This is a genomic window from Arcticibacter tournemirensis, from assembly GCF_006716645.1.
GTDB lineage: Bacteria > Bacteroidota > Bacteroidia > Sphingobacteriales > Sphingobacteriaceae > Arcticibacter > Arcticibacter tournemirensis.
In genome coordinates this window covers 2,229,376-2,251,284 of the sequence record NZ_VFPL01000001.1, presented here as the reverse complement: position 1 = coordinate 2,251,284, position 21,909 = coordinate 2,229,376, and the positions used below count along the sequence as shown (strand labels likewise).

Annotated in this window: 20 protein-coding genes; 9 read left to right on the top strand and 11 right to left on the bottom strand. The window is 41.5% G+C overall.

Features of this window, described 5'->3' with window-relative positions:
• Positions 1 to 11: 11 nt before the first annotated feature.
• Genes BDE36_RS09400 through BDE36_RS09385 form a run of 4 tightly spaced genes read left to right on the top strand, consistent with a single transcriptional unit; the run spans position 12 to position 3,117 of the window.
• On the top strand, positions 12 to 635 hold the full coding sequence (locus BDE36_RS09400; RefSeq protein ID WP_141814661.1) for a TlpA family protein disulfide reductase: 624 nt from the start codon (positions 12 to 14) through the stop codon (positions 633 to 635).
• Positions 628 to 1,113, top strand: a complete 486-nt coding sequence (locus tag BDE36_RS09395; protein WP_235904542.1) for a DsrE family protein — start codon at positions 628 to 630, stop codon at positions 1,111 to 1,113. Before BDE36_RS09400 ends, BDE36_RS09395 begins: the two co-directional genes overlap by 8 nt.
• 33 nt (positions 1,114 to 1,146) lie before the next feature.
• Positions 1,147 to 2,565, top strand: coding sequence for a bifunctional metallophosphatase/5'-nucleotidase (locus tag BDE36_RS09390; RefSeq protein WP_141814660.1), 1,419 nt, complete (start codon positions 1,147 to 1,149; stop codon positions 2,563 to 2,565).
• A gap of 54 nt (positions 2,566 to 2,619) precedes the next feature.
• Complete coding sequence (locus BDE36_RS09385) at positions 2,620 to 3,117, top strand: RteC domain-containing protein (RefSeq protein ID WP_141814659.1); 498 nt, start codon at positions 2,620 to 2,622, stop codon at positions 3,115 to 3,117.
• Between the two features lie 72 nt (positions 3,118 to 3,189).
• On the opposite strand, the gene istB is transcribed toward BDE36_RS09385, so the two are convergent.
• Positions 3,190 to 3,936, bottom strand: coding sequence for an IS21-like element helper ATPase IstB (gene istB, locus BDE36_RS09380; protein WP_141814234.1), 747 nt, complete (start codon positions 3,934 to 3,936; stop codon positions 3,190 to 3,192).
• 24 nt (positions 3,937 to 3,960) lie between these two features.
• Positions 3,961 to 5,484, bottom strand: a complete 1,524-nt coding sequence (istA, locus tag BDE36_RS09375) for an IS21 family transposase (RefSeq protein ID WP_235904557.1) — start codon at positions 5,482 to 5,484, stop codon at positions 3,961 to 3,963.
• 358 nt (positions 5,485 to 5,842) lie between these two features.
• On the opposite strand from istA, the gene BDE36_RS09370 reads away from it, so the two are divergent.
• Positions 5,843 to 7,255, top strand: coding sequence for an MATE family efflux transporter (locus BDE36_RS09370; RefSeq protein ID WP_244939610.1), 1,413 nt, complete (start codon positions 5,843 to 5,845; stop codon positions 7,253 to 7,255).
• A 22-nt stretch (positions 7,256 to 7,277) separates the two neighbouring features.
• Here BDE36_RS09370 and BDE36_RS09365 read toward each other — a convergent pair whose 3' ends face one another.
• The 4 genes from BDE36_RS09365 to BDE36_RS09350 form a co-directional block, all read right to left on the bottom strand.
• A complete protein-coding gene (locus BDE36_RS09365) occupies positions 7,278 to 7,595 on the bottom strand; it encodes a hypothetical protein (protein ID WP_141814657.1) in 318 nt (105 codons plus the stop codon).
• A gap of 29 nt (positions 7,596 to 7,624) precedes the next feature.
• Positions 7,625 to 7,972: a hypothetical protein gene (locus BDE36_RS09360; protein ID WP_128769280.1), complete on the bottom strand. Its 348-nt coding sequence runs from the start codon at positions 7,970 to 7,972 to the stop codon at positions 7,625 to 7,627.
• 13 nt (positions 7,973 to 7,985) lie between these two features.
• A complete protein-coding gene (locus BDE36_RS09355; RefSeq protein ID WP_128769281.1) occupies positions 7,986 to 10,259 on the bottom strand; it encodes a glycosyltransferase in 2,274 nt (757 codons plus the stop codon).
• Between the two features lie 207 nt (positions 10,260 to 10,466).
• A complete protein-coding gene (locus BDE36_RS09350; protein ID WP_235833086.1) occupies positions 10,467 to 11,006 on the bottom strand; it encodes a helix-turn-helix domain-containing protein in 540 nt (179 codons plus the stop codon).
• A gap of 257 nt (positions 11,007 to 11,263) precedes the next feature.
• Here BDE36_RS09350 and BDE36_RS09345 point away from each other — a divergent pair, with 257 nt between their 5' ends.
• The 3 genes from BDE36_RS09345 to BDE36_RS24140 all read left to right on the top strand — a co-directional run bounded on the left by BDE36_RS09345 (position 11,264) and on the right by BDE36_RS24140 (position 15,285).
• Positions 11,264 to 12,835: a serine hydrolase gene (locus tag BDE36_RS09345; RefSeq protein WP_141814656.1), complete on the top strand. Its 1,572-nt coding sequence runs from the start codon at positions 11,264 to 11,266 to the stop codon at positions 12,833 to 12,835.
• Between the two features lie 61 nt (positions 12,836 to 12,896).
• Positions 12,897 to 14,255, top strand: a complete 1,359-nt coding sequence (locus BDE36_RS24145) for a 7TM diverse intracellular signaling domain-containing protein (protein ID WP_235904487.1) — start codon at positions 12,897 to 12,899, stop codon at positions 14,253 to 14,255.
• 28 nt (positions 14,256 to 14,283) lie between these two features.
• The gene (locus BDE36_RS24140; RefSeq protein WP_235904485.1) at positions 14,284 to 15,285 is read left to right on the top strand and encodes an ATP-binding protein; all 1,002 of its coding nucleotides are present in this window, start codon (positions 14,284 to 14,286) and stop codon (positions 15,283 to 15,285) included.
• A 14-nt stretch (positions 15,286 to 15,299) separates the two neighbouring features.
• Here BDE36_RS24140 and BDE36_RS09335 read toward each other — a convergent pair whose 3' ends face one another.
• Both BDE36_RS09335 and BDE36_RS23670 read right to left on the bottom strand, forming a co-directional pair.
• Positions 15,300 to 16,604: an NCS2 family permease gene (locus BDE36_RS09335; protein WP_141814655.1), complete on the bottom strand. Its 1,305-nt coding sequence runs from the start codon at positions 16,602 to 16,604 to the stop codon at positions 15,300 to 15,302.
• Between the two features lie 107 nt (positions 16,605 to 16,711).
• On the bottom strand, positions 16,712 to 16,885 hold the full coding sequence (locus BDE36_RS23670; protein ID WP_161987588.1) for a hypothetical protein: 174 nt from the start codon (positions 16,883 to 16,885) through the stop codon (positions 16,712 to 16,714).
• Positions 16,886 to 16,986: 101 nt separating this feature from the next.
• On the opposite strand from BDE36_RS23670, the gene BDE36_RS09330 reads away from it, so the two are divergent.
• The gene (locus BDE36_RS09330) at positions 16,987 to 17,622 is read left to right on the top strand and encodes an MgtC/SapB family protein (protein WP_141814654.1); all 636 of its coding nucleotides are present in this window, start codon (positions 16,987 to 16,989) and stop codon (positions 17,620 to 17,622) included.
• Positions 17,623 to 17,638: 16 nt separating this feature from the next.
• Here BDE36_RS09330 and BDE36_RS09325 read toward each other — a convergent pair whose 3' ends face one another.
• The 3 genes from BDE36_RS09325 to BDE36_RS09315 all read right to left on the bottom strand — a co-directional run bounded on the left by BDE36_RS09325 (position 17,639) and on the right by BDE36_RS09315 (position 21,909).
• Positions 17,639 to 18,502, bottom strand: coding sequence for a DMT family transporter (locus BDE36_RS09325; protein WP_141814653.1), 864 nt, complete (start codon positions 18,500 to 18,502; stop codon positions 17,639 to 17,641).
• 150 nt (positions 18,503 to 18,652) lie between these two features.
• Entirely contained in the window at positions 18,653 to 19,555 is a 903-nt protein-coding gene (locus BDE36_RS09320; RefSeq protein ID WP_128769287.1) for an ROK family protein, read from the bottom strand.
• 56 nt (positions 19,556 to 19,611) lie between these two features.
• Positions 19,612 to 21,909, bottom strand: coding sequence for a GH92 family glycosyl hydrolase (locus BDE36_RS09315; protein WP_141814652.1), 2,298 nt, complete (start codon positions 21,907 to 21,909; stop codon positions 19,612 to 19,614).

The window sequence follows — 21,909 nt, the reverse complement described above, 5'->3', positions numbered from 1 at the left end:
AAAATAGGATTATGCTGAACAATAAAGAGGTTTCCAAAAAAAAACCGCCTGCCAGTAAATGGCAGTACATCAAGAAAAATGCCTTTACCATTGTAATGGTCATTTTTGTAGGAATAATGTTTGTCAGCCCCGATGCAAAATCATTCGTGCTGCGGCAGCTAATGGCAACAGGGCTTTTTAATGCAAGTATGGATAAAAAGGATGCGGCTACGGCGAGCCAGGCGAACACGGATTTTGACTTTACGGATGAAAAAGGCAATGTACAAAATACCGCATCATTAAGAGGTAAAGTTGTGTTTATCAATTTTTGGGCATCGTGGTGTCCGCCTTGCAGGGCTGAATTTCCCTCAATCGAAACACTTTATACCCAATTCAAAAACAACCCTGATATGGTCTTTCTGACCATCAACGAAGACAATGACCCCGCAGCAGGAAAGGCGTATTTGGAAAAAGAGAAATTTTCAGTCCCGATGTATCAATCCAATGGTAATGTTCCGGCAGAAATTTACTCTGGTTCATTGCCTACTACCGTTGTATTGGATAAAAAAGGAAAAGTCAGATTGCACCACGCAGGATTTGCCAATTACGCCTCAGACAAGTTCGTAAAGCAGATAGAAGAGTTAATAAATGAATAACGAAACAAAAGGAGTTTTTAAAATGAAAAGATTACAAGCCTTGTTTATAGTGGTATTGTGTTTTACATCTGTCAGCATTTTTGCACAGCAAAAAACCGATGCAGTTTTTGAGCCTGCAAAAGCATATAAAAAACATTACAACGCTCTATACATCTTGAACGAAGCAGAAGATAAAAAAGTAAGGGGCATACTTCGCAATATAAATAATGTATTGACTGACCCACGACTGAAAGGCAAGCTACACATAGAAGTCATTGCATTTTCTGACGGGGTGGAAATGTATAAAAAAGCGAACAGCTATCAGGAATTATTGATTGCGCTAAAAGACAAGGGCGTAGTATTCGCTCAATGTTCAAAAACGATGGAGGAACGAAAAATTGAAAAAAAAGAACTGTTTGATTTCGTGAATTATGTTCCGAGCGGTAACGGAGAAATTATATTAAGGCAATATGAGGGTTGGGCAATTGTTCATCCTTAATCAAAAAATGTTTCAAACCCAAAATTCAATATTATGGAATTATCAATAGGATTTATAAACGATGTACACGGCTATCTCGAACCACATCCCGAACTGTTTTACAACAAAGACGGAGAATATATAAAAACAGCGGGCGGATATGCAAGGATTGCAACCATTTTTGAGAAGATAAAAAGCGAAAATGAACACGCTTTATTTTTCGATGGTGGCGACACCTTTCACGGAACCCTGCCAGTAGTATCTTCAAAAGGCGAAGCAATTGTACCTATTCTAAACCAGCTCGGTCTTAGTGGGATGGTTGGACATTGGGATTTCGCTTACACACCCGATCATCTGCTCTCGCTGGCAGAACAGCTCAATTACCCTGTACTGGCGATTAATGTTTTTAACGAGGACGGCACACTATTCCTAAAGCCCTATTCATTTATCGAAACTGGCAATATCAAAGTAGCCGTGATAGGTATTTGCGCCAACATTATAGATAAAACAATGCCCGATAAATTCAGCAAAGGAATATATGTAACCGATGCAATGCAGGAAATAAACGGCTACGTGGACGAAGTGAAAAATCAGGGTGCTGACCTTATTATACTTCTTTCACACAACGGCTTTCCGCAGGATATTGAGTTGCTGAAACACACCGTTGGGATTGATATTTGCCTTAGTGCGCATACCCATAACAGGCTGTATGAACCTGTAAAAGTGAATGATACTATTGTAATTCAATGCGGTTGCCACGGCTCTTTTGTGGGACATTTGAAGCTATCTGTTTCAGACAATAAAATCACACACCACGAATATGAGCTTATAGAAGTCAATGAGCAAGTTGCCAGCGACAGATCTGTGGAGCAGATGGTAAACGATATTATGGTTTCATACAGAAGCCTGCAAAAGCAGGTAGTCGCAAAGACAGACAACATTCTGCACCGATATTCTACGTTTTCATCGTCAATGGATGATTTATTATTAGAAGCTGTCCATAAAGCGGCAGGTGTAGCTATTGCATTCTCAAACGGCTGGCGATATGGTGCGCCTATTGACAAGGGGGATATCACCGTGTGGGATTTGTACAATATGGTTCCGATGAACCCTGTAATTACCACCGTAGATATGACGGGGCAAGAAATAATTGATATGCTGGAAGAGAACTTTGAACGAACATTTGCAACTAATCCAATGCAGCAAATGGGCGGATATTGCAAAAGGCATATAGGCTTACAAATTAAATTCCATATCGAAAACCCCTGTGGTTACCGAATAGAAGAAATCTTATTCGAGGGCGTACATCTTAATAAGCAAAGCATCTATAAGGTTGCCTACATCACCCAACAAGGTGTTTCGGATAAATACGGCAGTAACAGAATAGATTTAGAAGTAACTACCGTACAAGCCCTAATTACTTACTTGAACGAAAGTAGCGTTGGCTCGGATGCCAATTTTTCGGGAGAATGATCCTGCGGGAATACGGGTTTTACTCGTAATTATTTTAACATTAAGCTGCAAGCTATGGATAAACAATATGAAAATTACGTACAAAACTTAGAACATAAGATTGAAGAATTGACAGCCGAAGCGGAGAACCCGATTGGCTTAGCTCATCAATTAATAGAACTCCTATTAGGTTGTATGGCTGAACTAAAATCTTATGTAATGGAAAATGGTTTTAAAAATGTTGACGAAGAGATCTATTTCTTCAAACATATAAAACCAGTTTTTCTTTCCAAGCTCATTTATCACAATGCCATCTATAAAATAGAAACTAAAAAGCCTTATGGCAATGGCAAAGCCATAAAGAAATATATCGGTAATGAACTTGCAAAGCTGAAAAGGTATTTTGATAACAACCTCGACTTTTACAAGTATTACAGAACAAACAATACCTATCTTGATGAAAAATATTTTATCAGGGGCAAGTACGATATAAAATTGAGCTTAGATTGGATATACCAATTAAAGTGTCCCCCGTTCGCCACTGCAAACTGTCCCCTCAGAGTTGAGGTTTGAAAAGAACAAAAGTTGTTGTACAGATTGGCACTTTGAACTGATGCTTTTAGTCCGGTTTAACAACTATTATTTTTACAAAAATACATTTTCCGGTTTGGATTTTTTTCTCCTTAGAGATTCTCCAAACAATTCGACTCTTAAAGAGTGGTGAACGATACGGTCAAGTACCGCGTCAGCGATTGTCTTTTCACCAATGATATCATACCAATCCTTAACCGGAATCTGCGACGTGATCACCGTGGACCGTTTTTGGTGCCTGTCCTCAATGATATCAAGCAATGCAAGTCTGGATTGAGGATCAAAGGGCTGCAGACCAAAGTCATCCAGGATGAGCATGTCCAGACGCTCTATCCGCTTGAGTTCTGCCAGCATAGTTCCTTTTGCCTTAGCCAGCTTTAACTGGCCCATCAGCTTAGCTGTATTTACATACATGACTTTATACCCGTTCTGGCATGCATGATACCCAAGAGCGGTAGCCAGGTAACTCTTGCCGGTTCCTGTAGAACCGGTGATAAACAGGTCTTTGTGTTCTTTGATAAAGTCCAGTCCTGCCAGCCGGTGCACCTGGTTTTTATCCAGTCCGCGGTCAAAGGAGTAATCTACCTGTTCCAAAGATGCTTTGTACCTGAAGTTAGCTGTCCTGATGGTTCTTTCGATGAAGCGGTTACGTCTGTCGTCCCATTCACTGGCCACCAGCAGGGAGACAAACTGATCGGCCGTGAGGGATTCTTTCACTGAAGTCTCCAGATTTGTTTTAAAAGCATCATACATGCCGTAAAGGCGAAGCTGACGCATCTTCTCTAGTGTTTCGTTGTTCATTATTCTTTATAATTTTATAGCTGGTTACTGATAATATTCTTTACCCCGGATGTTGTTGTGTAGAGGAATAGTGGCCGGTTCATCTTCAGGGGTAAGCTGGTCCAGGCGTTTACGGAGGATCTCCTCTATGACCGGATAGTTGTACTGTCCAATGTTGTCGGCCCAGCGGCAGGCGCCGGCAAGGCGGTCGGAGCCTACCCGTCTGGCAAAGCTCAGGATACCGGAACATGATTTATAAGCCTGCTCAGGATAGGCTTTGTGCTCCAGTACCTGGGCGATATATCGTGCTACATCTTCATGGATCTGTTCCGCTTCCTGTATAAACTTTTCGGGTGTCCATTCGGTTAAAAAGCGGTGCTGTGAGGCCAGATGCTCTTTGTCAGTAGTATAATGGTACTTGATCCGGTTGCGCTTATGGGCAGCAACCTGCGTGTAATGGAAATAGATCCGGACTATAGCAGAGGTATAAAGTACTTTTACCTTCTTACCAATATAAGTGTAGGGCACGCTGTAATAGTGAATATCTTCGCCTAAGCGCACATAACCGTTCTTCATCACTGTTGCCATGACTTGTTTGTGCACTTCGTACCGTATTGGGTTAAGTGTGCCAAGGGCTTCCCGTTCAATCTCTTCAAACTGTTCACGCCTCGAATAGCTGCGACCAGAAAAAGGTTTGTTGTTATGAATCTCCAGCGCCGGACGTATGGCAGCGTTCAGCGATTCCAGGTCACTGAACCTGCGGCCCTCCAGTCGCTGGTAAATACTCCGGTAGATCAGTTTAACAGCCCCTTCCACCAAAGACTTGTCGCGCGGCTTATAAGCTCTTGCAGGAACTACAGTTACCGAATAATGCTCCGCAAAAGCTGCGAACTCATCATTGAGCACTGCCTCATACTTGCTCCCTTTGGTTACCGCTGAACGCAGATTATCTGGAACGATCGCCCGGGGCACACCCTCGAAATAGTGCAGGGCATTCTCGCAGGCCCTGATCAGATCTTCCTTGCGCTGGCTTTCCACAGCTTCCACGTATGTAAGCTGGCTGCAGCCCAATATGGCTACAAACACCTCTGCATCACGTTCAGGACCATCAGCAGGATGAAATTGAAGTTTGCTCCCGGCAAAGTCGATATACATCTTATCACCTGCTTTGTGATCAATATGCATCACAGGTTTGGAAAGCTGAAGATAAGTATGGATAGCATTGTTAAAACGGGATCGTCCGTAACCTCCAGGATGTTTCGCTAAGTATTCCACATGCAATAGCTCACGGGTTACACCCTTCTTTTTTAGTCTTTTACAATACTCAGGAAGCAGTAACTCAAGTTCCTGCCGCCGGGGACTGTTTACAGTCTTGGCTGCCGAAGTCATGAAAAGTACCGACAGTTCACTATCGCTCTTGGCACTGAATTCTTCGTGGGTAATACCAAGCTGATGCCACACGCGAACATACTTTTTTACGGTAGTACGGGAACTGCCGACCATCCCATTAATGGTCTTGGTGCCGGTTCCCTGGCAATAAAGACGGATAATCTGCCTAAGTTTATTCATTTGAATTGGTTTATTGGACATTGGCATCAAGGATTTGTGTTTAGCGAAAAGCTAACAAAAACCCGGTCCATAGAAACCTTCGGAACTAAACTTTATGTTCTTTTCAGGGGATCACTTTGATTTGGCCAAAGGGGGACAGTTTACTTTGGCCGAAGGGGATCACTTTGCTCTGGCAGAGGGGGGCATTTTCAATTGGCCAAAAGGGGTCAGTTTGGTGTGTTTTATCCAATATGCAGTCCGCCTGAGGTTTTAAAAACCGAGGACTACCTCTTCAACAAATTAGCATATTCCGATATGCCTGCAGATCTACCTCTGCTTGTTTAGTTTCCCATATTTATTTTTTTATATGTCTCCTTCTGTGAATCAAAGAGGCAAAGTGTCTCAACTGATAACCATTTTAAAACAGTCTCTTCGTGGCGAAGAGACCGACCTTACTTCTGTCTCTATCCATAAAGCGATCATTCTGTTGGCTATACCCATGATGCTTGAAATGGCGATGGAATCCGTCTTCGCCCTGGTTGACCTTTATTTTGTCGGCCATCTTGAAAATAGCAGTCACGCTATTCAGACCGTGGGTCTGACAGAATCTGTGCTAACGGTGATTTACTCCCTTGCTGTTGGAATGAGTATGGCTGCAACAGCGGTTGTAGCCCGTCGAATAGGAGAAAAAAATCCGGAGGCCGCTTCGAGAGCTGGCATGCAGTCGGTTGTAATCGCAGTGGCAGTGACTCTCGTGCTTGCTTTTACCGGAGTATGGTTCGCCGCAGATATCCTCTTTTTAATGGGAGCGTCAGCCGAAACAGTTGCCCACGGAACACCTTTTGTTAAAATCATGATGGGAAGCAGCCTGATCATTATGCTTTTGTTTTTGATTAACGGCATTTTCAGAGGAGCTGGAAATGCTGCAATTGCAATGAAGAGTTTATGGATAGCGAATATATTCAATATTATTCTGTGCCCCATATTCATCAATGGTTTCGGCCCCATACCTGCTTTCGGCCTGACGGGGGCCGCTATAGCTACCTGCATAGGAAGAGGCATCGGTGTCATTTACCAGATATATCATCTTTTTAACGGCCAAAATGTAATCAAGATTAAGCTTACTTATTTTATTCCGGTAAAAAATCAGATAGTTGCGATTATAAAAGTTGCGGCTCCTGCTGTGATGCAATTTGTAATTGCCAGCTGTAGTTGGATCTTCCTTGCCCAGCTCGTCGCGACAACAGGAGGCGATCATGGTTCAGCCGGTTATCAAACCGCGCTCCGGCTGATGATGTTCTTTATGCTGCCCGCCTGGGGACTCAGTAACGCAGCAGCAACGCTTGTAGGCCAAAACCTTGGAGCACGCCAATTCAAACGTGCTGAACACTCAGTTTTTGCAACAATGAAATACACCATGGGCTTTATGGCAGTTGTTACCGTACTGTTTTTATCGTCAGCAGGCTTCTTTGTTCAGTTCTTTACTGAAGATGAGCAGATAAAGCAGGTAGCAGTTAAGGCCCTTCGTATTATGAGCATAGGATTTGTAATCTATGGAAGCGGAATGGTATTTACCAGTGCTTTTAACGGTGCCGGAGATACATGGACGCCTACACGAATCAACGTGTTCGCCTTCTGGATCTTCCAGATTCCCTTTGCATGGTTTTTAGCAAGGTATCTCGAAATGGGACCAGTCGGCGTGTTTATAGCGATTCCTATTGCAGAAGTAGGAATTACACTTACGGCTTACTATTTATTTAAAAAAGGTACATGGAAAAAGATACAGGTATAATACCGCCGGGTGGAATTTTCATCTATCGGACCCTCTCAGGATTAAAGGCAACTAAATATTCAAAATTTCGGTTGCCTTTATCCTCTGTATCCCTGTCCTTTTCGTAGTCAGAGGAACTTTTTACCAGCTTCTCATTCACTGCTCTTAACAATTCAGTTAAAGCTTCAGGTACGACTTTAAGAGAAATTGTAGGATAATACTTTTTTTCAAGCTCCGCTTTTTCAGTAGTAGTAACCGCTTTCAACCGCCATCCTTCCGTCTTAAAACCATACTCGTTTGCACAATTATTTAAATCGTACACAATACTTCTTACTTGTTTTTCAACTGCTTGATTTATCATAATATTTTCTATTTTGTGGATATTGTCTCTTATTTGATATGCATTTCACGCTCCAACCTTCGGATATTCGAATCGATAAGATTTATATTTAAATCGTCATAATGGTCTATCCGGTATTGCTTCAAATTGTCAATACCATTTTCAGCTTTCTTTATCAGTAAATTAATATAAAACAGGGCTCCAGCCTTAGCCTTCTTCATCGCATCAATTCTATCCGTATAATCATAAAACATCTTATTATCCTGGGGAATTGAATAAATATTACCTCTTTCAAAATGAGTGGCAAAGCCTGGCTTGAAATCCAAATCGGAGATTTCAGACACGGCTGTCTCGTTTTTATAGACCCGGTAATACTTCTGCGAAATCATATTCATCATGGTTCTTTTATAATTAATAGGTTTCCGATTCTTCGGTAGCAAACGCGACAAAGTCGGAGCCGCTGCCTTCTGTATACTGCTCCATGGTTAACCTTGCCATCAAGTAGGTTACTGTAGACTCTGCACCCTGGTTGAGGTTTACTCCATATTCCTCAAGTCCATCATAACAGCCACCAGTACATGGATTGTAAATTATCTGGTGCAGGTGGTTGTTGCCTAAAAACCAGTTAAAGGCAATGTGCATTTTATTGAGATATTCAGCATCGCCAAATACCTGGTAGAACTTATCCAGGGCCAGGATAGTGTAGGCCACGTCAATTGGTTGTTCGCCATAATCAGCTGCGTCCTTGCCTTTCTTCAGCCAGTCCTGATTGGAAATAACCTTAATTCTGTTCCGGGTAAAGGTCTTATCCAGAAGAAAAGCAAATGATGCCTGAGCCGTTTCTTTATATATCAGATTATTCGTCGCCTGATAAGCACATAGTAAAGCTTCAGGAAGGATGCTGTTGCCGTATGTTAAGTAACTTTCAAACCACTCCCAGCGTAACTCTCCCTCATGTTTAAACATTTCCACCAGTCTCTCCGCAAGGGTATTTATCAATGAGAGATTTTCAGGAGACGCTCTTCTAAGATTGTAATAATGCAAACCCTTTATTGCAAACGCCATCGTCCTCGAAGAAAACATACCTTCAATTCCCGGGATAGCCCTGCTAATTACCTCTTCTGCCGTCTTAATTAATGATGCCGGAAATAACTCTTCTTCAGCAATTAAATATCCCAGCGCCCAAATCGTCCTGCCATTAGAATCTTCCAGGTTAGTCTCATAGTTCTGTTTCGTAAATTCTTTGTTCTCATCAACATAATTCAGGAATTCACCGTTATTCTGCTGACAGAACTTTATAAAGTTAAGATAGGTCTCTATATAAGAAAGGTCCGCTTTGTCTCCTGTCGCTTTATAATGCATTATCAGGGCGACCATGGCCCTGGCGTTATCATCGATAGTATATCCTGAACCCAAATCGGGATGATTGATTTTTGCAAACTGGATCATTCCAAACTCGGTAGTGAGATGCTTAATATGAGATAGATTTAACTCGGGAATTTGAAATACCAGGGAAATATCACGTGAAATACGCCTGAATAACGCAGAGTATGCCACAGCTACATTTTCCCAGGCGCTTGGCTCTATTCTCTGTAATCCATTATTGCTGTAAGTCCTTCTTAACTCTTCATTTCCAAGAAGAAGGTTTACTGCTTTGGCTAGCTGCGGGGAGTTTTGAAAGTCAATAATCACTCCAGCGTCATCACGAAGAACTTCTCTTGCATGCGGAATAGGGGTGGATATAATTGGGCATGCACAACTTATAGCATAGGAAAACGTCCCGCTTACGGCCTGGTTTGGATCCTTGGAAGTAAACAAATAAATATCTGTAAGCTGCAGGTATTCTAGCAACTGATCCAAAGGCAAATACTTATTTATAAATCTTACATGTTGCTGCAATCGTAATTGCTCTACTTTTTCTTTAAGCATTTCACGGTAAACCTCGCCGTCGTGTTTTATAATATTGGGATGTGTTTTCCCAATTACCAGGAACAACACCGATGGATTCTCCTTGACAATTGAAGGTAACGCGTCGATGGTTGTTTCGATACTCTTCCCCGAACCAATCAGCCCGAACGTAGAAAGAATTGTGCGGCCTTCTACATCGTACTTACGCTTGAGCGTCTCTTTATCAGCATGGGGAACAAGGTGTACTCCGTGAGGGATAACAATTATTTTATCTGTAGGAATCTGATAGTCCCTGGATAAGATTGTAGCAGCATTTTGGGTCATAACCACCACCGATGCGCACACTGAAGTTATTTCTTCCACTTTTAGTTTAAGCGCAGCATCGGGATGTGGCAATATCGTATGAAAAGTGATAATGACAGGCTTTCTGATATCACACAGAAATTGAAGAAAGTCGGCTTCGTGGTCAGAATCAAAAAAACCGAACTCATGCTGCACCATTACAATCCTTATAGCAGCATTCTGACTAATCTCACGCGATACTTCCGAGAAAGAGGACGATACCGAGGTATCGAGAATATAGCGCACTTCACTGGTATAACTATGGATCTCCTTTTCAGATTCGAGTGCGCAAACCGGAATGGTAAAAGAATCATTAAATTTATTATTAAGGGCCTTTATCAAATCCTGAGAATAAGTAGCTATACCACACTCCCGCGGGGGATAGGATGTAACAAATAAAATTTCAGGCAGGTTATTCTGATCCTTTTCGGTCATGTTGTTGGGGTTTTAAAAGCAGAGGTTCTGCTATGAGTCATGGTAAAATAATGAGACAGTTTTTGCGAAAACATACAGACAATCAACAATCAATGCTGTGTCTATTCTCATTTTATGGCACTATATAAGGTGAATATTCTCACTGAACAAAGATACGCCGCCGATTGAGCCGGATAGTTACACTTCTTTTGAAAAGAGTTACATGATTCACACATTTTCAATGCCCTGACGTCTATAGTCTTTAAGCTTCTTAAAATGCGAAGGAGTTAAGCCTGTTATCTTCTTAAACTGATTAGATAGATGAGCAATACTACTGTAATGTAATTTGTAAGAGATTTCCTTTAGTGATAGTTCGTCGTATACAAGCAACTCCTTTACTCTTTCTATTTTATGAGTAATAATATAATGCTCGATGGTAATCCCCTCAACTTCGGAAAACAAGTTCGCAAGGTAGGTGTAGTCGTGATTCAATCTTTCGCTTAAATGATCTGAGAAATTCGTCTTTAAGGGCGCTTCTGTATGATGAATCAGTTCAACGATTACATTTTTAATCTTTTCAATCAGAATGCTCTTTTTGTTATCCATCAACTCCAGACCAAACCGAAGTAAGGCAGTGCTAAACTCATCTTTTTGAGCAACTGAAATATCTTCCAGAATTTCCACTTCTCCCAGTTCCACGACTACATAATGAAGGCCCAGCTTTTTAAGCTCCTGCTTTACAACCATTTTGCAACGAATGCAGACCATATTTCGGATGTAAAATTTCAAAACTACTTCTGCTGTTTTATTCTAAAAGGGACATTTCTTAACGGAGAAATTAAATATAATGATTTAATTCGGCATCTCAAAACAGGTCTACGCCGTGCTCTTAACTGCTATTCTTTACATCAGTAGAAGGGCCAGTCATATTGTCGCATATGACTTATCTACATTAATACTTTTGAATCAAATTCCTTTCCGTATATTCATTGTTGATATAGAAAGACACACAATCTTAACACATCATGAAGTCTTATACGCAGAAATTGATTCTCTCATCCTTTTTCTTGCTTTTCAGTTTTACAGGCCATCTAAACGCTCAGGTAATTTCATCGGGAGAAATAGACCGCCTGGTAACCAACACGATGAAAACGTTCGATGTTCCAGGTATTGCCCTGGCCATTGTAAAAGACGGGAAGGTTATTCACTCTAAGGGATATGGAGTTCGTTCTCTCACATCCGGCGAAAAAACCGATGAACATATATTATTTGCCATAGCCTCAAATAGTAAAGCTTTTACAGCTGCTGCTCTCGCAATCCTTATAGAAGAGGGAAAGCTCAAATGGGATGACAAGGTAAACTACTATATACCTGAATTTAAGTTATATAATCCTTATGTTTCTGATGAATTCACTATAAGGGACTTGTTGACACACCGAAGCGGACTGGGGCTCGGCGCGGGCGACCTGATGATCTGGCCTGGAGGAGCTGAGTTTACAACAGATGAAATCATTCATAATCTTAGGTACTTAAAGCCTGTATCCGGATTCCGGACCAAGTTTGACTACGACAACCTTCTGTATATAGTGGCAGGTGAGGTTATTAAAAGGGCATCGGGCATTAGTTGGGAAGAGTTTATTGAAACCCGTATAATGAGGCCCTTAGGCATGACCGGAAGCGCGGCTTCCTATACCAGAATTAAAGATAAGTCAAATGTGATAGATCCTCATGCACCTGTAAACGGCGGGCTAAAAGTCATAGATCGTGATATTAGTGAACCGGCTAATGCCGCAGGAGGTATTTACAGCAATATTGTGGATATGTGTAAATGGGTAAATACGCAGTTGAATGAAGGTGTTATACAAAATACAGGAAAGCAACTATTCAGTAAATCTCAGCATAGCGAAATGTGGTCAGCCCAAACTATTCTACCGGTTAACACTCAGCCTCCTTATAACAGTCATTTCGGCGCCTATGGCTTAGGGTGGCTTCTTACTGATGTGAAAGGATACAAACAAGTGTCACACACCGGAGGCCTGGCAGGAATTGTGACGCAGGTCACTCTCATTCCGGAAATGAAGCTTGGTATCATTGTTTTAACGAATCAGCAATCAGGCTACGCTTTTACAGCGATCACGAACACAATTAAAGACCGCTTTCTCGGAATAAAAGGGATCGACAGAATAAAACAGAATGAAGAAAACTTTCATTCCGCTCAGAAGGAAGCAATGGAAGTTACTCAAGGCATATGGAAAACAATAGAGGAGGCTCAAAAAAACAGCTCTTACAACGGTGAAAATAATGTATTTACAGGCACGTACAATGACCACTGGTTCGGTGATGTTGTTATAAAACAAGAAGGGAATAAACTGTTATTCGAATCGCAAAAATCACGACGGCTTAAGGGCGAAATGTTGCCCTATAAAGGAAATACTTTTATTGTTAAGTGGGACGACAGAAGCCTTGATGCCGATGCTTTCGCTATGTTTGTATTAGACAACGAAGGAAATGCATCCAGCTTTAAAATGAAAGCAATATCTCCCCTTACCGACTTCAGCTTCGACTTTCATGATCTTGATCTGAACAGAAAGAAGTAATGCCGGTTGCTAAACAAAACATAATAAAGCATGTATCAAGGGAAGAATACTTTGTAGCATTATGATAGCCATGAGGAGCTTGAATATTGTCTTACTATTGTTATGTTGTAGTATCTCCTATAGTTTCGGATCTGTAGCACCGATTGCAAAAAAAGGTGTATTAGATTTACGTAAACAATCATTTTCAACTGAAATAAAACTGGACGGCGAATGGAATTTTTATTGGAATCGATTCCTAAAACCCAACGACTTCACAATTAACAGAGGTATTCGCGTAAACTTTCCTTCTAAATGGAATGAAATTGCTATAAATGGGAAAACACTTCCTGCTTTTGGATTTGCTACCTACAGGCTCACTATCCTGCTGCCTAAAATGAATGAGCCTTTACGTATTGGAATGCCTGATGTCTATTGTGCCTATCAACTATTTATAAATGGCAAACTGGTGGCAGTTAACGGGAAGGTCAGTACTAACAAAAAAGATTTTGTTCCTTATTGGGAATATAAGGCGGTTGATATTCTTCCAGGCATTGATACATTAAATGTGATCTTACACATCGCTAATTTTTCACACAAAAATGGTGGTATCAGCAAATCATTGGTAATAGGCAAAAAAAGTATAGTCGCCTTAAAAAGGCGGCAGACGGAAGCTATTGACCTTTTGCTGACAGGGTGCTTATTTATGGGCGGTTTTTTTTTCCTTGGTCTTTTTCTTCTCGGAAACAGAGATAAAGCGATACTTTTTTTTTCAATGTATTCTGTTGTGTACAGTTACAGAATTATCGGAACAGAAAACTATATTTTGCATTCGGCTTTACCAGATATAAGCTGGTATATTACTATACGGTTAGAATACATCAGCCTGTTTCTTGGCATCGGACTCTTCTCACTGTTTACCAAAAGTCTGTATCCCAAAGATGTACATGACCGTGTCATAAACGTCATTGTTACTATATGTCTTAGCTTTGCAGCAGCCTCTCTATGCCTCGATCCAATTTATTTTACCAATTTAATAAATCCCTTTTTAATACTGATGGTGTTTTGTATCACGTACTTACCTTACGTGTATTGGGTGGCGTATAAGAACAACAGACCAGGGGCCGTATATTCATTATTAAGCTCCTTTACCTTAATGCCGGTATTTGTTATTTCGCTTTTACATTATTGGGGCTTTATTCCGCCTTTACAATTACTGAGCTTTGCCGGATATGTTGGCTTCTTCTTTCTTCAGTCGCTTGTTTTGTCTAACCGGGTGTCGTATACATTAAAAAAAGCATGGGAGGAAGCTCAGCAAGGATCAGTGGCAAAAAGCGATTTTTTAAGCACCATGAGCCACGAAATCAGGACACCTCTCAATTCAGTAATCGGGATGAATCATTTGCTGCTTAAAAACAACCCAAGAGAAGATCAGGCATCTTGAGGTAATGCTTTTTTCGGCGAATAATCTGTTGGCAATTGTTAATGATATCCTGGACTATAGCAAAATCGAAGCGGGTAAAGTTTCTTTTGAAAATGTAGAAATGGATATTGGTTCTATCGCAGGTAATGTTGTCAAAGGATTACAGGAACTTGCACAGGAAAAGAACATTAATTTAAGATTGAAGACCGATCCCCACCTGCAAAGCATGCTGAAAGGCGATCCCACCAGGACGTCTCAAGTGTTAACTAACCTTGTTCATAATGCGATCAAATTCACCCAGGCAGGCTTTGTAGAGTTGAGCATTGACATTAAAGATCAGACAGAAAATACTGTCGCCCTTAAAATACAGGTACAGGATACAGGAATAGGTATATCTGAAGAAAAACGAAAAGTGATCTTTGAAAGGTTTACACAAGCCGATTCTTCCACATCTCGTAGTTTCGGAGGCACAGGCCTCGGCTTGTCCATTTGTAAAAGGTTATTAGAATTACAAAACTCCTCCCTTGAGTTAATAAGTGAAGAAGGCAAAGGTTCCGTCTTTTACTTTGTTCAAACCTTCGAAAAAAGCTTCAAAACTATTGAGCATGAAAACATCAGCGACACTATCAAAAAGGAAGCAGAGCGGCCTCTTACTGGTGTAAACATTCTTTTGGTTGAAGATAATCCAATGAATGTGCTAGTTGCTAAATCTTTTCTAAACCGCTGGGGAGCAACTGTTGACGTAGCTTCGAATGGACTGGAAGCCCTTAATATCGTCGAGCCCGCCAGACACCATCTAATACTCATTGATATCCAAATGCCCGTAATGGACGGCGATGAGGCAACCAGGAAAATGAGGGGGAATGGCGTTACATTACCCATTATTGCACTTACAGCCAACCTCCCGGACGAAATTAAGGAGAGGGTGGAAAAAACGGGCATGGATGACATTCTGGTAAAGCCATTTCTACCTGATGAGTTGTACAGAAAGGTGGTCCTCTATCTTTTGAAAAACAAAAGCACAGAAGAAGATTTATTTAATAAATGTTAACACCGCATCCGGCATTATCCGATGACCAGAGCGAGAATTATAAATATGTCGATAATCAGCAGCGCTGGGCTGATCTCCTCTTTTTTACCCGAAGCAAACTTCAAGATGGTCCAGCTAAGAAATCCCCACGTAATTCCATGAGTGATAGAATAAGTAAAAGGTATTAAAACCATTGCAATGAAGCAGGGTATCGCATCATCGAGTTTCATCCAGTCTATTTTAACAACCGGTCGGATCATAAAGACACCAACCAGCACCAGCGCCGGTGCTGTTGCAATACCAGGTACGATGGATAACAAAGGTGCGAGAAACAAAAAAGGCAAAAACAATAAGCCTGCAACTACAGCTGTTAACCCGGTTCGTCCTCCTGCCTCCACCCCTACAGCCGATTCTATATAAGCCGTACCAGGGCTCGATCCTACGAGTCCTGCCAGGGTTGTAGAGACAGCATCCGTGAGGAGCGATCGCTTTATATTCAGGGGTTCCCCCTGTTCATCCAATAAATTGGCAGCTTCGGCAATACCAACAAAGGTCGAAAGACTATCAAACATATCTGTAAATACAAAAGCAAAGATGACCGGCAATACGGCCCAGCTTAGCGAATTAACAAGGTCAAGTTGAAACAGCAAACTAAAGTCCGGCGCTGCAAACAGCCCCTTCCAGCTTATAAGGACATCTGTACCCACTCCCCACAAACGACCGATGGGATAAGCAGCAAGTGTCGTAAAAAAGATACCTAACAGAATACCCCCTTTTACGTTACGCATTACCAGTATCGCAGTTACAAACAGGCCTGCAACGAATGTAAGAAGAGCCGGTGTTATAGGGCCTAAAGAAACTAGAGTGGCGGGATTGGGCACAATGAACTTTGCATTGGATAGACCAATCATCGTGATGAAGAGACCTATTCCAGCAGATACAGCATAACGAAGCGGACGTGGTATAGCTTTTACAATATGCGTCCGGATATTAAAAACAGAAAGAAGGAAAAAAACTATGCCCGACCAGAATACAGCGCCGAGCGCCACCTGCCAGGATACGTTAAGTCCAAAAACCACCGAAAAGGTGAAAAAAGCATTAAGCCCCATACCCGGCGCTACAAGAATGGGATTTCGGGCATAAAGCCCCATCATTACACTGCTAAAAAAAGAAACTATTACTGTCGCCGTAAGAACACCCGTAAAAGGCATCCCGGTCTGACTTAGAACTGATGGGTTGACAATAATAATGTATGAGGTAGCAAGAAAAGAAGAGATACCTGCAATGACTTCAGTTGATACCGTGCTGCCATTTTTCTTTAGCCCAAAATATGAATCCATTTATGTGAATGCTGATGGACCAAACTTAGATAAAATTGCTTTTATATGCCAAATTTATAACCTCAGATAACGCTGTTTATAACCTCCTGGTCTGCTTTCGGTAAAGATTACTCTTCCTTATTATCTGGATTATCCTTTGATCTGATTTTTAGTTCCGAAGCTACACTGGCCTTATCCTGGGCTTTCCGGGTTCTGTCTTCTGCTTTCTTTACCTCGTCCTTTTCCGATAAAGGGCCTTCAGTAACTGGTTTGTTATCCTCGTCTTTTGATGGTGTTTTCATACGATGTCCTCCAAAGGTTATCTATTTACAACGGGGACAACTTTATATTGTTTCAAACCTTTTTTCGTTAAAAAGGTTCGAACTTAGCATCTTTACATACTATGGATTTTTCTATCGAATATCAGGATCTGGTCAGTATCATTATATCTATCATTTGCGGGGGTATTATAGGCTTTGAACGCGAATTCAGAAATAAGTCTACAGGCTTCAGGACCATTGTTCTCATCTGCCTCGGCTCTACACTTTTTACCATAGTATCCCGATATGGTGATGGTAGTGACGACCGCATTTCTGCCAACATTATTACCGGAATAGGATTCATTGGAGCAGGGGTTATCTTTAAAGACAAGCTTTCTGTTCTTGGCCTTACTACTGCGGCTGTAATATGGACAACTGCAGCTATTGGCATGGCTGTGGGAATTGGATATTATGGGATCGCCCTTATATTTACCGTTCTTACTTTTATTATCTTATCGCTTGTTACCAGGGTGGAAAGGCTTATTGAAAATCTTCAGAAGAACAAAACGGTTAATATCAATTTCAGGGATGGAGATTGTGCTAGTCTCTCCCTTCTGGAAGAGAAAATAAAAGCGAACAGGCTTAAAAGCAAGACCGTCCAGATCTCCAAGCACAACAACACATTAAATGCAGTATTGCAGATCTCAGGGACAAAAGAAAACATGGATCACCTGAATGAAATAATGATGAACATGCCGGAAATAACAGACTTTTTTTAAATCAGTTAGCGGGAAGTTACCCAGCCAATGATATAACTAATATCGAGATAACGGCTATGACGATCCCGATCTTATTTACTATGCTAAGTCGCTCTTTAAATAAAAACACGCCTACAATAGCGCCAGCAACTATTACACCAATATTCATTGCCGAAAATACGAGGGAAGGATTTTCAGGAAGGGCCCGATGTGCTTTCAGGTAGAACAAAATATTACCAAAGTTGAAAAAGCCAAGTATCAAACCTGACACAAAATTCACCCAGTTAAATTTGGCCTTCCCTGTAACGATAAAAAGCACTAATGTAATAACCGAAATGATGAATGCCAGTAGAAGGACAATAAAGAGAGATGTCGTATAAGGCAGTCCTCTATAGACTGCAATCTGTTTAAATAAGACGTCAATAACACCCATACCTGCGAAGACCATCAAAGGATAAATCCAGGAAGCAAGCTTCTCAGACTTTCTGGTTCCTTTTTGCCAGGGTATAGTACATACAATTGCTATAAAACCCATTATAATTCCGGTAAGCTTAATCATCGACACCTGTTCTTTGAAAAACAGGAAAGCGGTTAGAAGTGGAATAAAAAGAGAAAGCCTTTGCGCCAGATCGGTTCTAACGATGCCTGTGTAACGGACTGATAGGCCCAATATCACAAACAGAGAAGGCAACAGAATGCCGAGAAGTAAATACACAGTTACTGGCGCCGTGGCTATATGTAAACCGGTCAGATCAGGACGATAGATTATAAAAGTAAAAAATGCAGCAACGGGATAATTCCATACCACGGCCTGAGGTATGTTTATCTCATACCGTTTTGCAAGCTTTAAAAGAATGGAAACGATAACACTGCAGCAAATACTTAGAAGAACAAAGACCATGTATGATATCCTATGACAGTCAATTTGACATCAAATGTAATCAGAATTTGCAGAAAGAAAATAATAAAACAGACTGCCGGCTACGACAGTCTGTAAAGAGCAACCGCTGCTCTTTCTCTTTGCATTGGAATAGTAATTCTTATTCAGCTGTTATTTATTAACCAGCTGTTTATCACCTGTTAACACTTTCTTCCACACACCCGCACCACCAATCAGGGCTGCTTCTTCGCCAAGCTTTGCTAGGGTTATAGGAACATTATTGCCAGCTTCTGCCAGAACCTTTTCTGTATGCTTAAGATATAGTTCAGGGGATTTGGAAATGTTTCCGCCAAGGACTATTGCTTCGGGGTGATTTGCATTGATGCATTCATTTAGGAAGGTCCCAAGCGTATTGCCAAACTCAACGAACATCTCAGCTACGGTCGGTTCCTGATCCAGGCGTTCAAGTAAATGTTTTACATCCTTTACATCTTCGCCCTTTAGTTCCTTATATCTTCTGATAAACCAACGTGTAGACAGGTAATCTTCGGCAATACCATCCCGAAATGGCATACGCCATAAATCGGCGTCTGTTACCTCCCCATCCCTGTATAGCGCAGACCCTAATCCAGTTCCAAGGGTAAAGCCCATTACAGAATCATATTGCGAATCAAGTGTTCCTAATACCTCACCCTGTAAAAAGCCGCAGGCATCATTTAGTATCTTTATATCGGTAGATTCAATCCCTAAATTCTTTGCCAGTAACTCCTTTATATTTAATCCATAAAGATGTTCGTATTTATCCTGGTCCTTAATCCAGCATATACCCTTCTCATAATCAAGAGGACCGGGCATCGCAATACCAATTTTGGTGATAACCTCTAAACCGGCTTGTGCAAACGACGCTTTAATAGCTTCAGACCATGCCGGGATGATATCCTCAGCCGGCAAATGTGAATTCACAAACTTTCGCACGTAGCTTGCCCGGAAAACCTGTCCCGACACAATATCGATTAGAGCTGAAGTTATATGCGACCCGCCTATATCAATCCCCAATACCAAAGAGTTATTCATTATAATTTAGTTTATTAATACCGCATAATTAACATAAACAAATCGTTTTAGCAAATTTATTTTGCATTTGAAGACATATAAAACACAACCTTGCCGCCAGCGACAATTTCATTGTGCTGAATATATTTCCGGTCGAGCGTCTTTCCGTTTAAAACAACTTTCTTTACATATACATTCTTATCACTCTGATTAACCGCTTCAACCGTGAATGTTTTACCATTTTCTAAATGAATATCAGCCGAGCGAACAGAAGGGCTACCCAGCCAGTACCGGTCTGAAGCGGGAGCCACAGGATAAAAACCAAGAGAACTAAAAATATACCAGGCGCTCATTTGGCCACAATCGTCGTTCCCTCCCAGCCCGGCGGGACCGTTATGATACTGCTTTTTGAGTATCATACGAACCTTCTCCTGGGTCCTCCATGGTTCGTCTGTCCAGTTATACAAATAGGCCACATGATGTGAAGGTTCATTGCCATGGACATAATTGCCAATTATCCCTTCCCGTGTAATATCTTCGGTTTCAGCAAAGAACTCATCAGGCAGATGCATCGTGAACAATGAATCAAGATGACTAACAAAACGCTTCTTCCCTCCCATCATATTGATCATCTGCTCCGGGTCGTGTGGCACATAGAGGCTGAAGTTCCAGGTATTCCCTTCAATAAAGCCCTGGCCGTCAGTTTTCAGAACATCAAAATCTTTTCTGAAAGTCCCATCGCTCATCCTCGGCCGCATAAAACCGATAGAAGCATCGTACACATTCTTCCAGTTGCCCGAGCGTTTAACAAACTCCTCATAAATAGCTGGTTTGTTCAATTTCTTTGCCAGCTGAGCAATACACCAGTCATCATAAGCATATTCAAGAGTTGACGAAACTGAAGTTCCGTTTTTATCAGCCGGAATATACCCCCTATCTATGTAATCACCGATGCCTTCATAACTACGATGACGAGCAGTGGCAACGCACGCATCAAGCGCTTTCTGTGCATCCCCTTTATATGTGCCTTTAATGATAGCATCAGCAATAACCGAGACACTGTGATAACCACTCATACACCAGTTATCGTTAGCATAGTGCGACCAGACAGGGAGCATCTTAAGTGCACTCTGATCGTAATGGGCTATCATAGAACTTACTATATCGGCATTTCTTGAAGGATTGACGATATTGAGATAAGGATGAAAGGCCCGGAACGTGTCCCAAAGCGACAGCGAAGTATAGTTCGTAAATCCTTCGGCTTTATGCACATTCTGATCAAGTCCCTTATACTCGCCGTTAACATCCATATAGACCGTTGGCATCAGAGCAGCATGGTACATTGCTGTATAAAAATTGACGAGTTCCTCCTTGCTATTTCCCTTTATATTGATCTTCAAAAGCTCTTTTCTCCATAGATCCTGTCCTTCTCTCTTCACCCGGTCAAAATCCCAGTGAGGGATCTCCGCTGTCATATTCTCAAGCGCATTTCTTGTACTTACAGGAGACAGCGCAAATTTTATCTTTATTTTTTCCTGATCTCCGGTTTTAAAATCGAAATACATCCTCATCTGTCTGCCTGCGAGATCCGGAAAGTTCTTTGTCTGGTCAAACTTTCTCCAGAAACCTTTATATACCTGCCCCTTCGAATAATCCTTCATCCCATATTGAGTGAACGGTTTTGAAAAGGTCATAGCAAAGTATACAGTACGGGTTCTGGCCCAGCCATAGGTCTGGCGAAAACCTGTAACCAACGTGTCGTTTTCTACACGCACGAAAGTCCAAACGTTCTTGTCATCGTAATTATAGATCCCTGCCATTAAGTCCAGAATAATATGCGACTCATCCGACTTAGGAAAAGTATACTGGTGAAAGCCCGTCCGCATACTCGTAGTAAGTTCAGCCAGAATACCATGGTCATCCAGCTTTACCTTGTAATAGTTTGCTTCAGCCGTTTCATTGGCATGCGAATAAGCAGAGCGGTAACCACTCCCGGGATTGTTTTCAGTCCCCGGATTAAGCTGCAGTTTTCCGGTAGTTGGCATTATTAAAAAATCGCCAAGGTCTGAATGCCCGGTTCCACTAAAATGAGTGTGACTGAATCCCACAATGGTAGGGTCGTCGTACTGATAGCCTGCACAGTATTTGTAGACCTCCTTATTATACTTCCCATTCATCTCATACGGAATCGTATCAGTATCCGGGCTTAGCTGGACGGCCCCGAAAGGAACAGTAGCACCCGGAAATGTATGTCCCATCTTCTCTGTTCCGATGATGGGTTTGACATATTGAATCAGATCAGCATCTTTTTTTGACTGACTATAAGCAGAAATAGTAAACGTTGCTGATAGGGCAAGGGCAAAAATCTTCCTCAT

Excerpts from the sequence above, each read along its gene's own strand:
- BDE36_RS09315 (WP_141814652.1), bottom strand. The coding sequence starts at position 21,909 with ATGAGGAAGATTTTTGCCCTTGCCCTATCAGCAACGTTTACTATTTCT.
- BDE36_RS09350 (WP_235833086.1), bottom strand. The coding sequence starts at position 11,006 with ATGGTCTGCATTCGTTGCAAAATGGTTGTAAAGCAGGAGCTTAAAAAG.
- BDE36_RS09385 (WP_141814659.1), top strand. The coding sequence starts at position 2,620 with ATGGATAAACAATATGAAAATTACGTACAAAACTTAGAACATAAGATT.
- BDE36_RS09345 (WP_141814656.1), top strand. The coding sequence starts at position 11,264 with ATGAAGTCTTATACGCAGAAATTGATTCTCTCATCCTTTTTCTTGCTT.
- istB (WP_141814234.1), bottom strand. The coding sequence starts at position 3,936 with ATGAACAACGAAACACTAGAGAAGATGCGTCAGCTTCGCCTTTACGGC.
- BDE36_RS09390 (WP_141814660.1), top strand. The coding sequence starts at position 1,147 with ATGGAATTATCAATAGGATTTATAAACGATGTACACGGCTATCTCGAA.
- BDE36_RS09365 (WP_141814657.1), bottom strand. The coding sequence starts at position 7,595 with ATGATAAATCAAGCAGTTGAAAAACAAGTAAGAAGTATTGTGTACGAT.
- BDE36_RS09400 (WP_141814661.1), top strand. The coding sequence starts at position 12 with ATGCTGAACAATAAAGAGGTTTCCAAAAAAAAACCGCCTGCCAGTAAA.
- BDE36_RS24145 (WP_235904487.1), top strand. The coding sequence starts at position 12,897 with ATGATAGCCATGAGGAGCTTGAATATTGTCTTACTATTGTTATGTTGT.
- BDE36_RS09360 (WP_128769280.1), bottom strand. The coding sequence starts at position 7,972 with ATGATGAATATGATTTCGCAGAAGTATTACCGGGTCTATAAAAACGAG.
- istA (WP_235904557.1), bottom strand. The coding sequence starts at position 5,484 with ATGAATAAACTTAGGCAGATTATCCGTCTTTATTGCCAGGGAACCGGC.
- BDE36_RS09355 (WP_128769281.1), bottom strand. The coding sequence starts at position 10,259 with ATGACCGAAAAGGATCAGAATAACCTGCCTGAAATTTTATTTGTTACA.
- BDE36_RS23670 (WP_161987588.1), bottom strand. The coding sequence starts at position 16,885 with ATGAAAACACCATCAAAAGACGAGGATAACAAACCAGTTACTGAAGGC.
- BDE36_RS09320 (WP_128769287.1), bottom strand. The coding sequence starts at position 19,555 with ATGAATAACTCTTTGGTATTGGGGATTGATATAGGCGGGTCGCATATA.
- BDE36_RS09395 (WP_235904542.1), top strand. The coding sequence starts at position 628 with ATGAATAACGAAACAAAAGGAGTTTTTAAAATGAAAAGATTACAAGCC.
- BDE36_RS09330 (WP_141814654.1), top strand. The coding sequence starts at position 16,987 with ATGGATTTTTCTATCGAATATCAGGATCTGGTCAGTATCATTATATCT.
- BDE36_RS09325 (WP_141814653.1), bottom strand. The coding sequence starts at position 18,502 with ATGGTCTTTGTTCTTCTAAGTATTTGCTGCAGTGTTATCGTTTCCATT.
- BDE36_RS09335 (WP_141814655.1), bottom strand. The coding sequence starts at position 16,604 with ATGGATTCATATTTTGGGCTAAAGAAAAATGGCAGCACGGTATCAACT.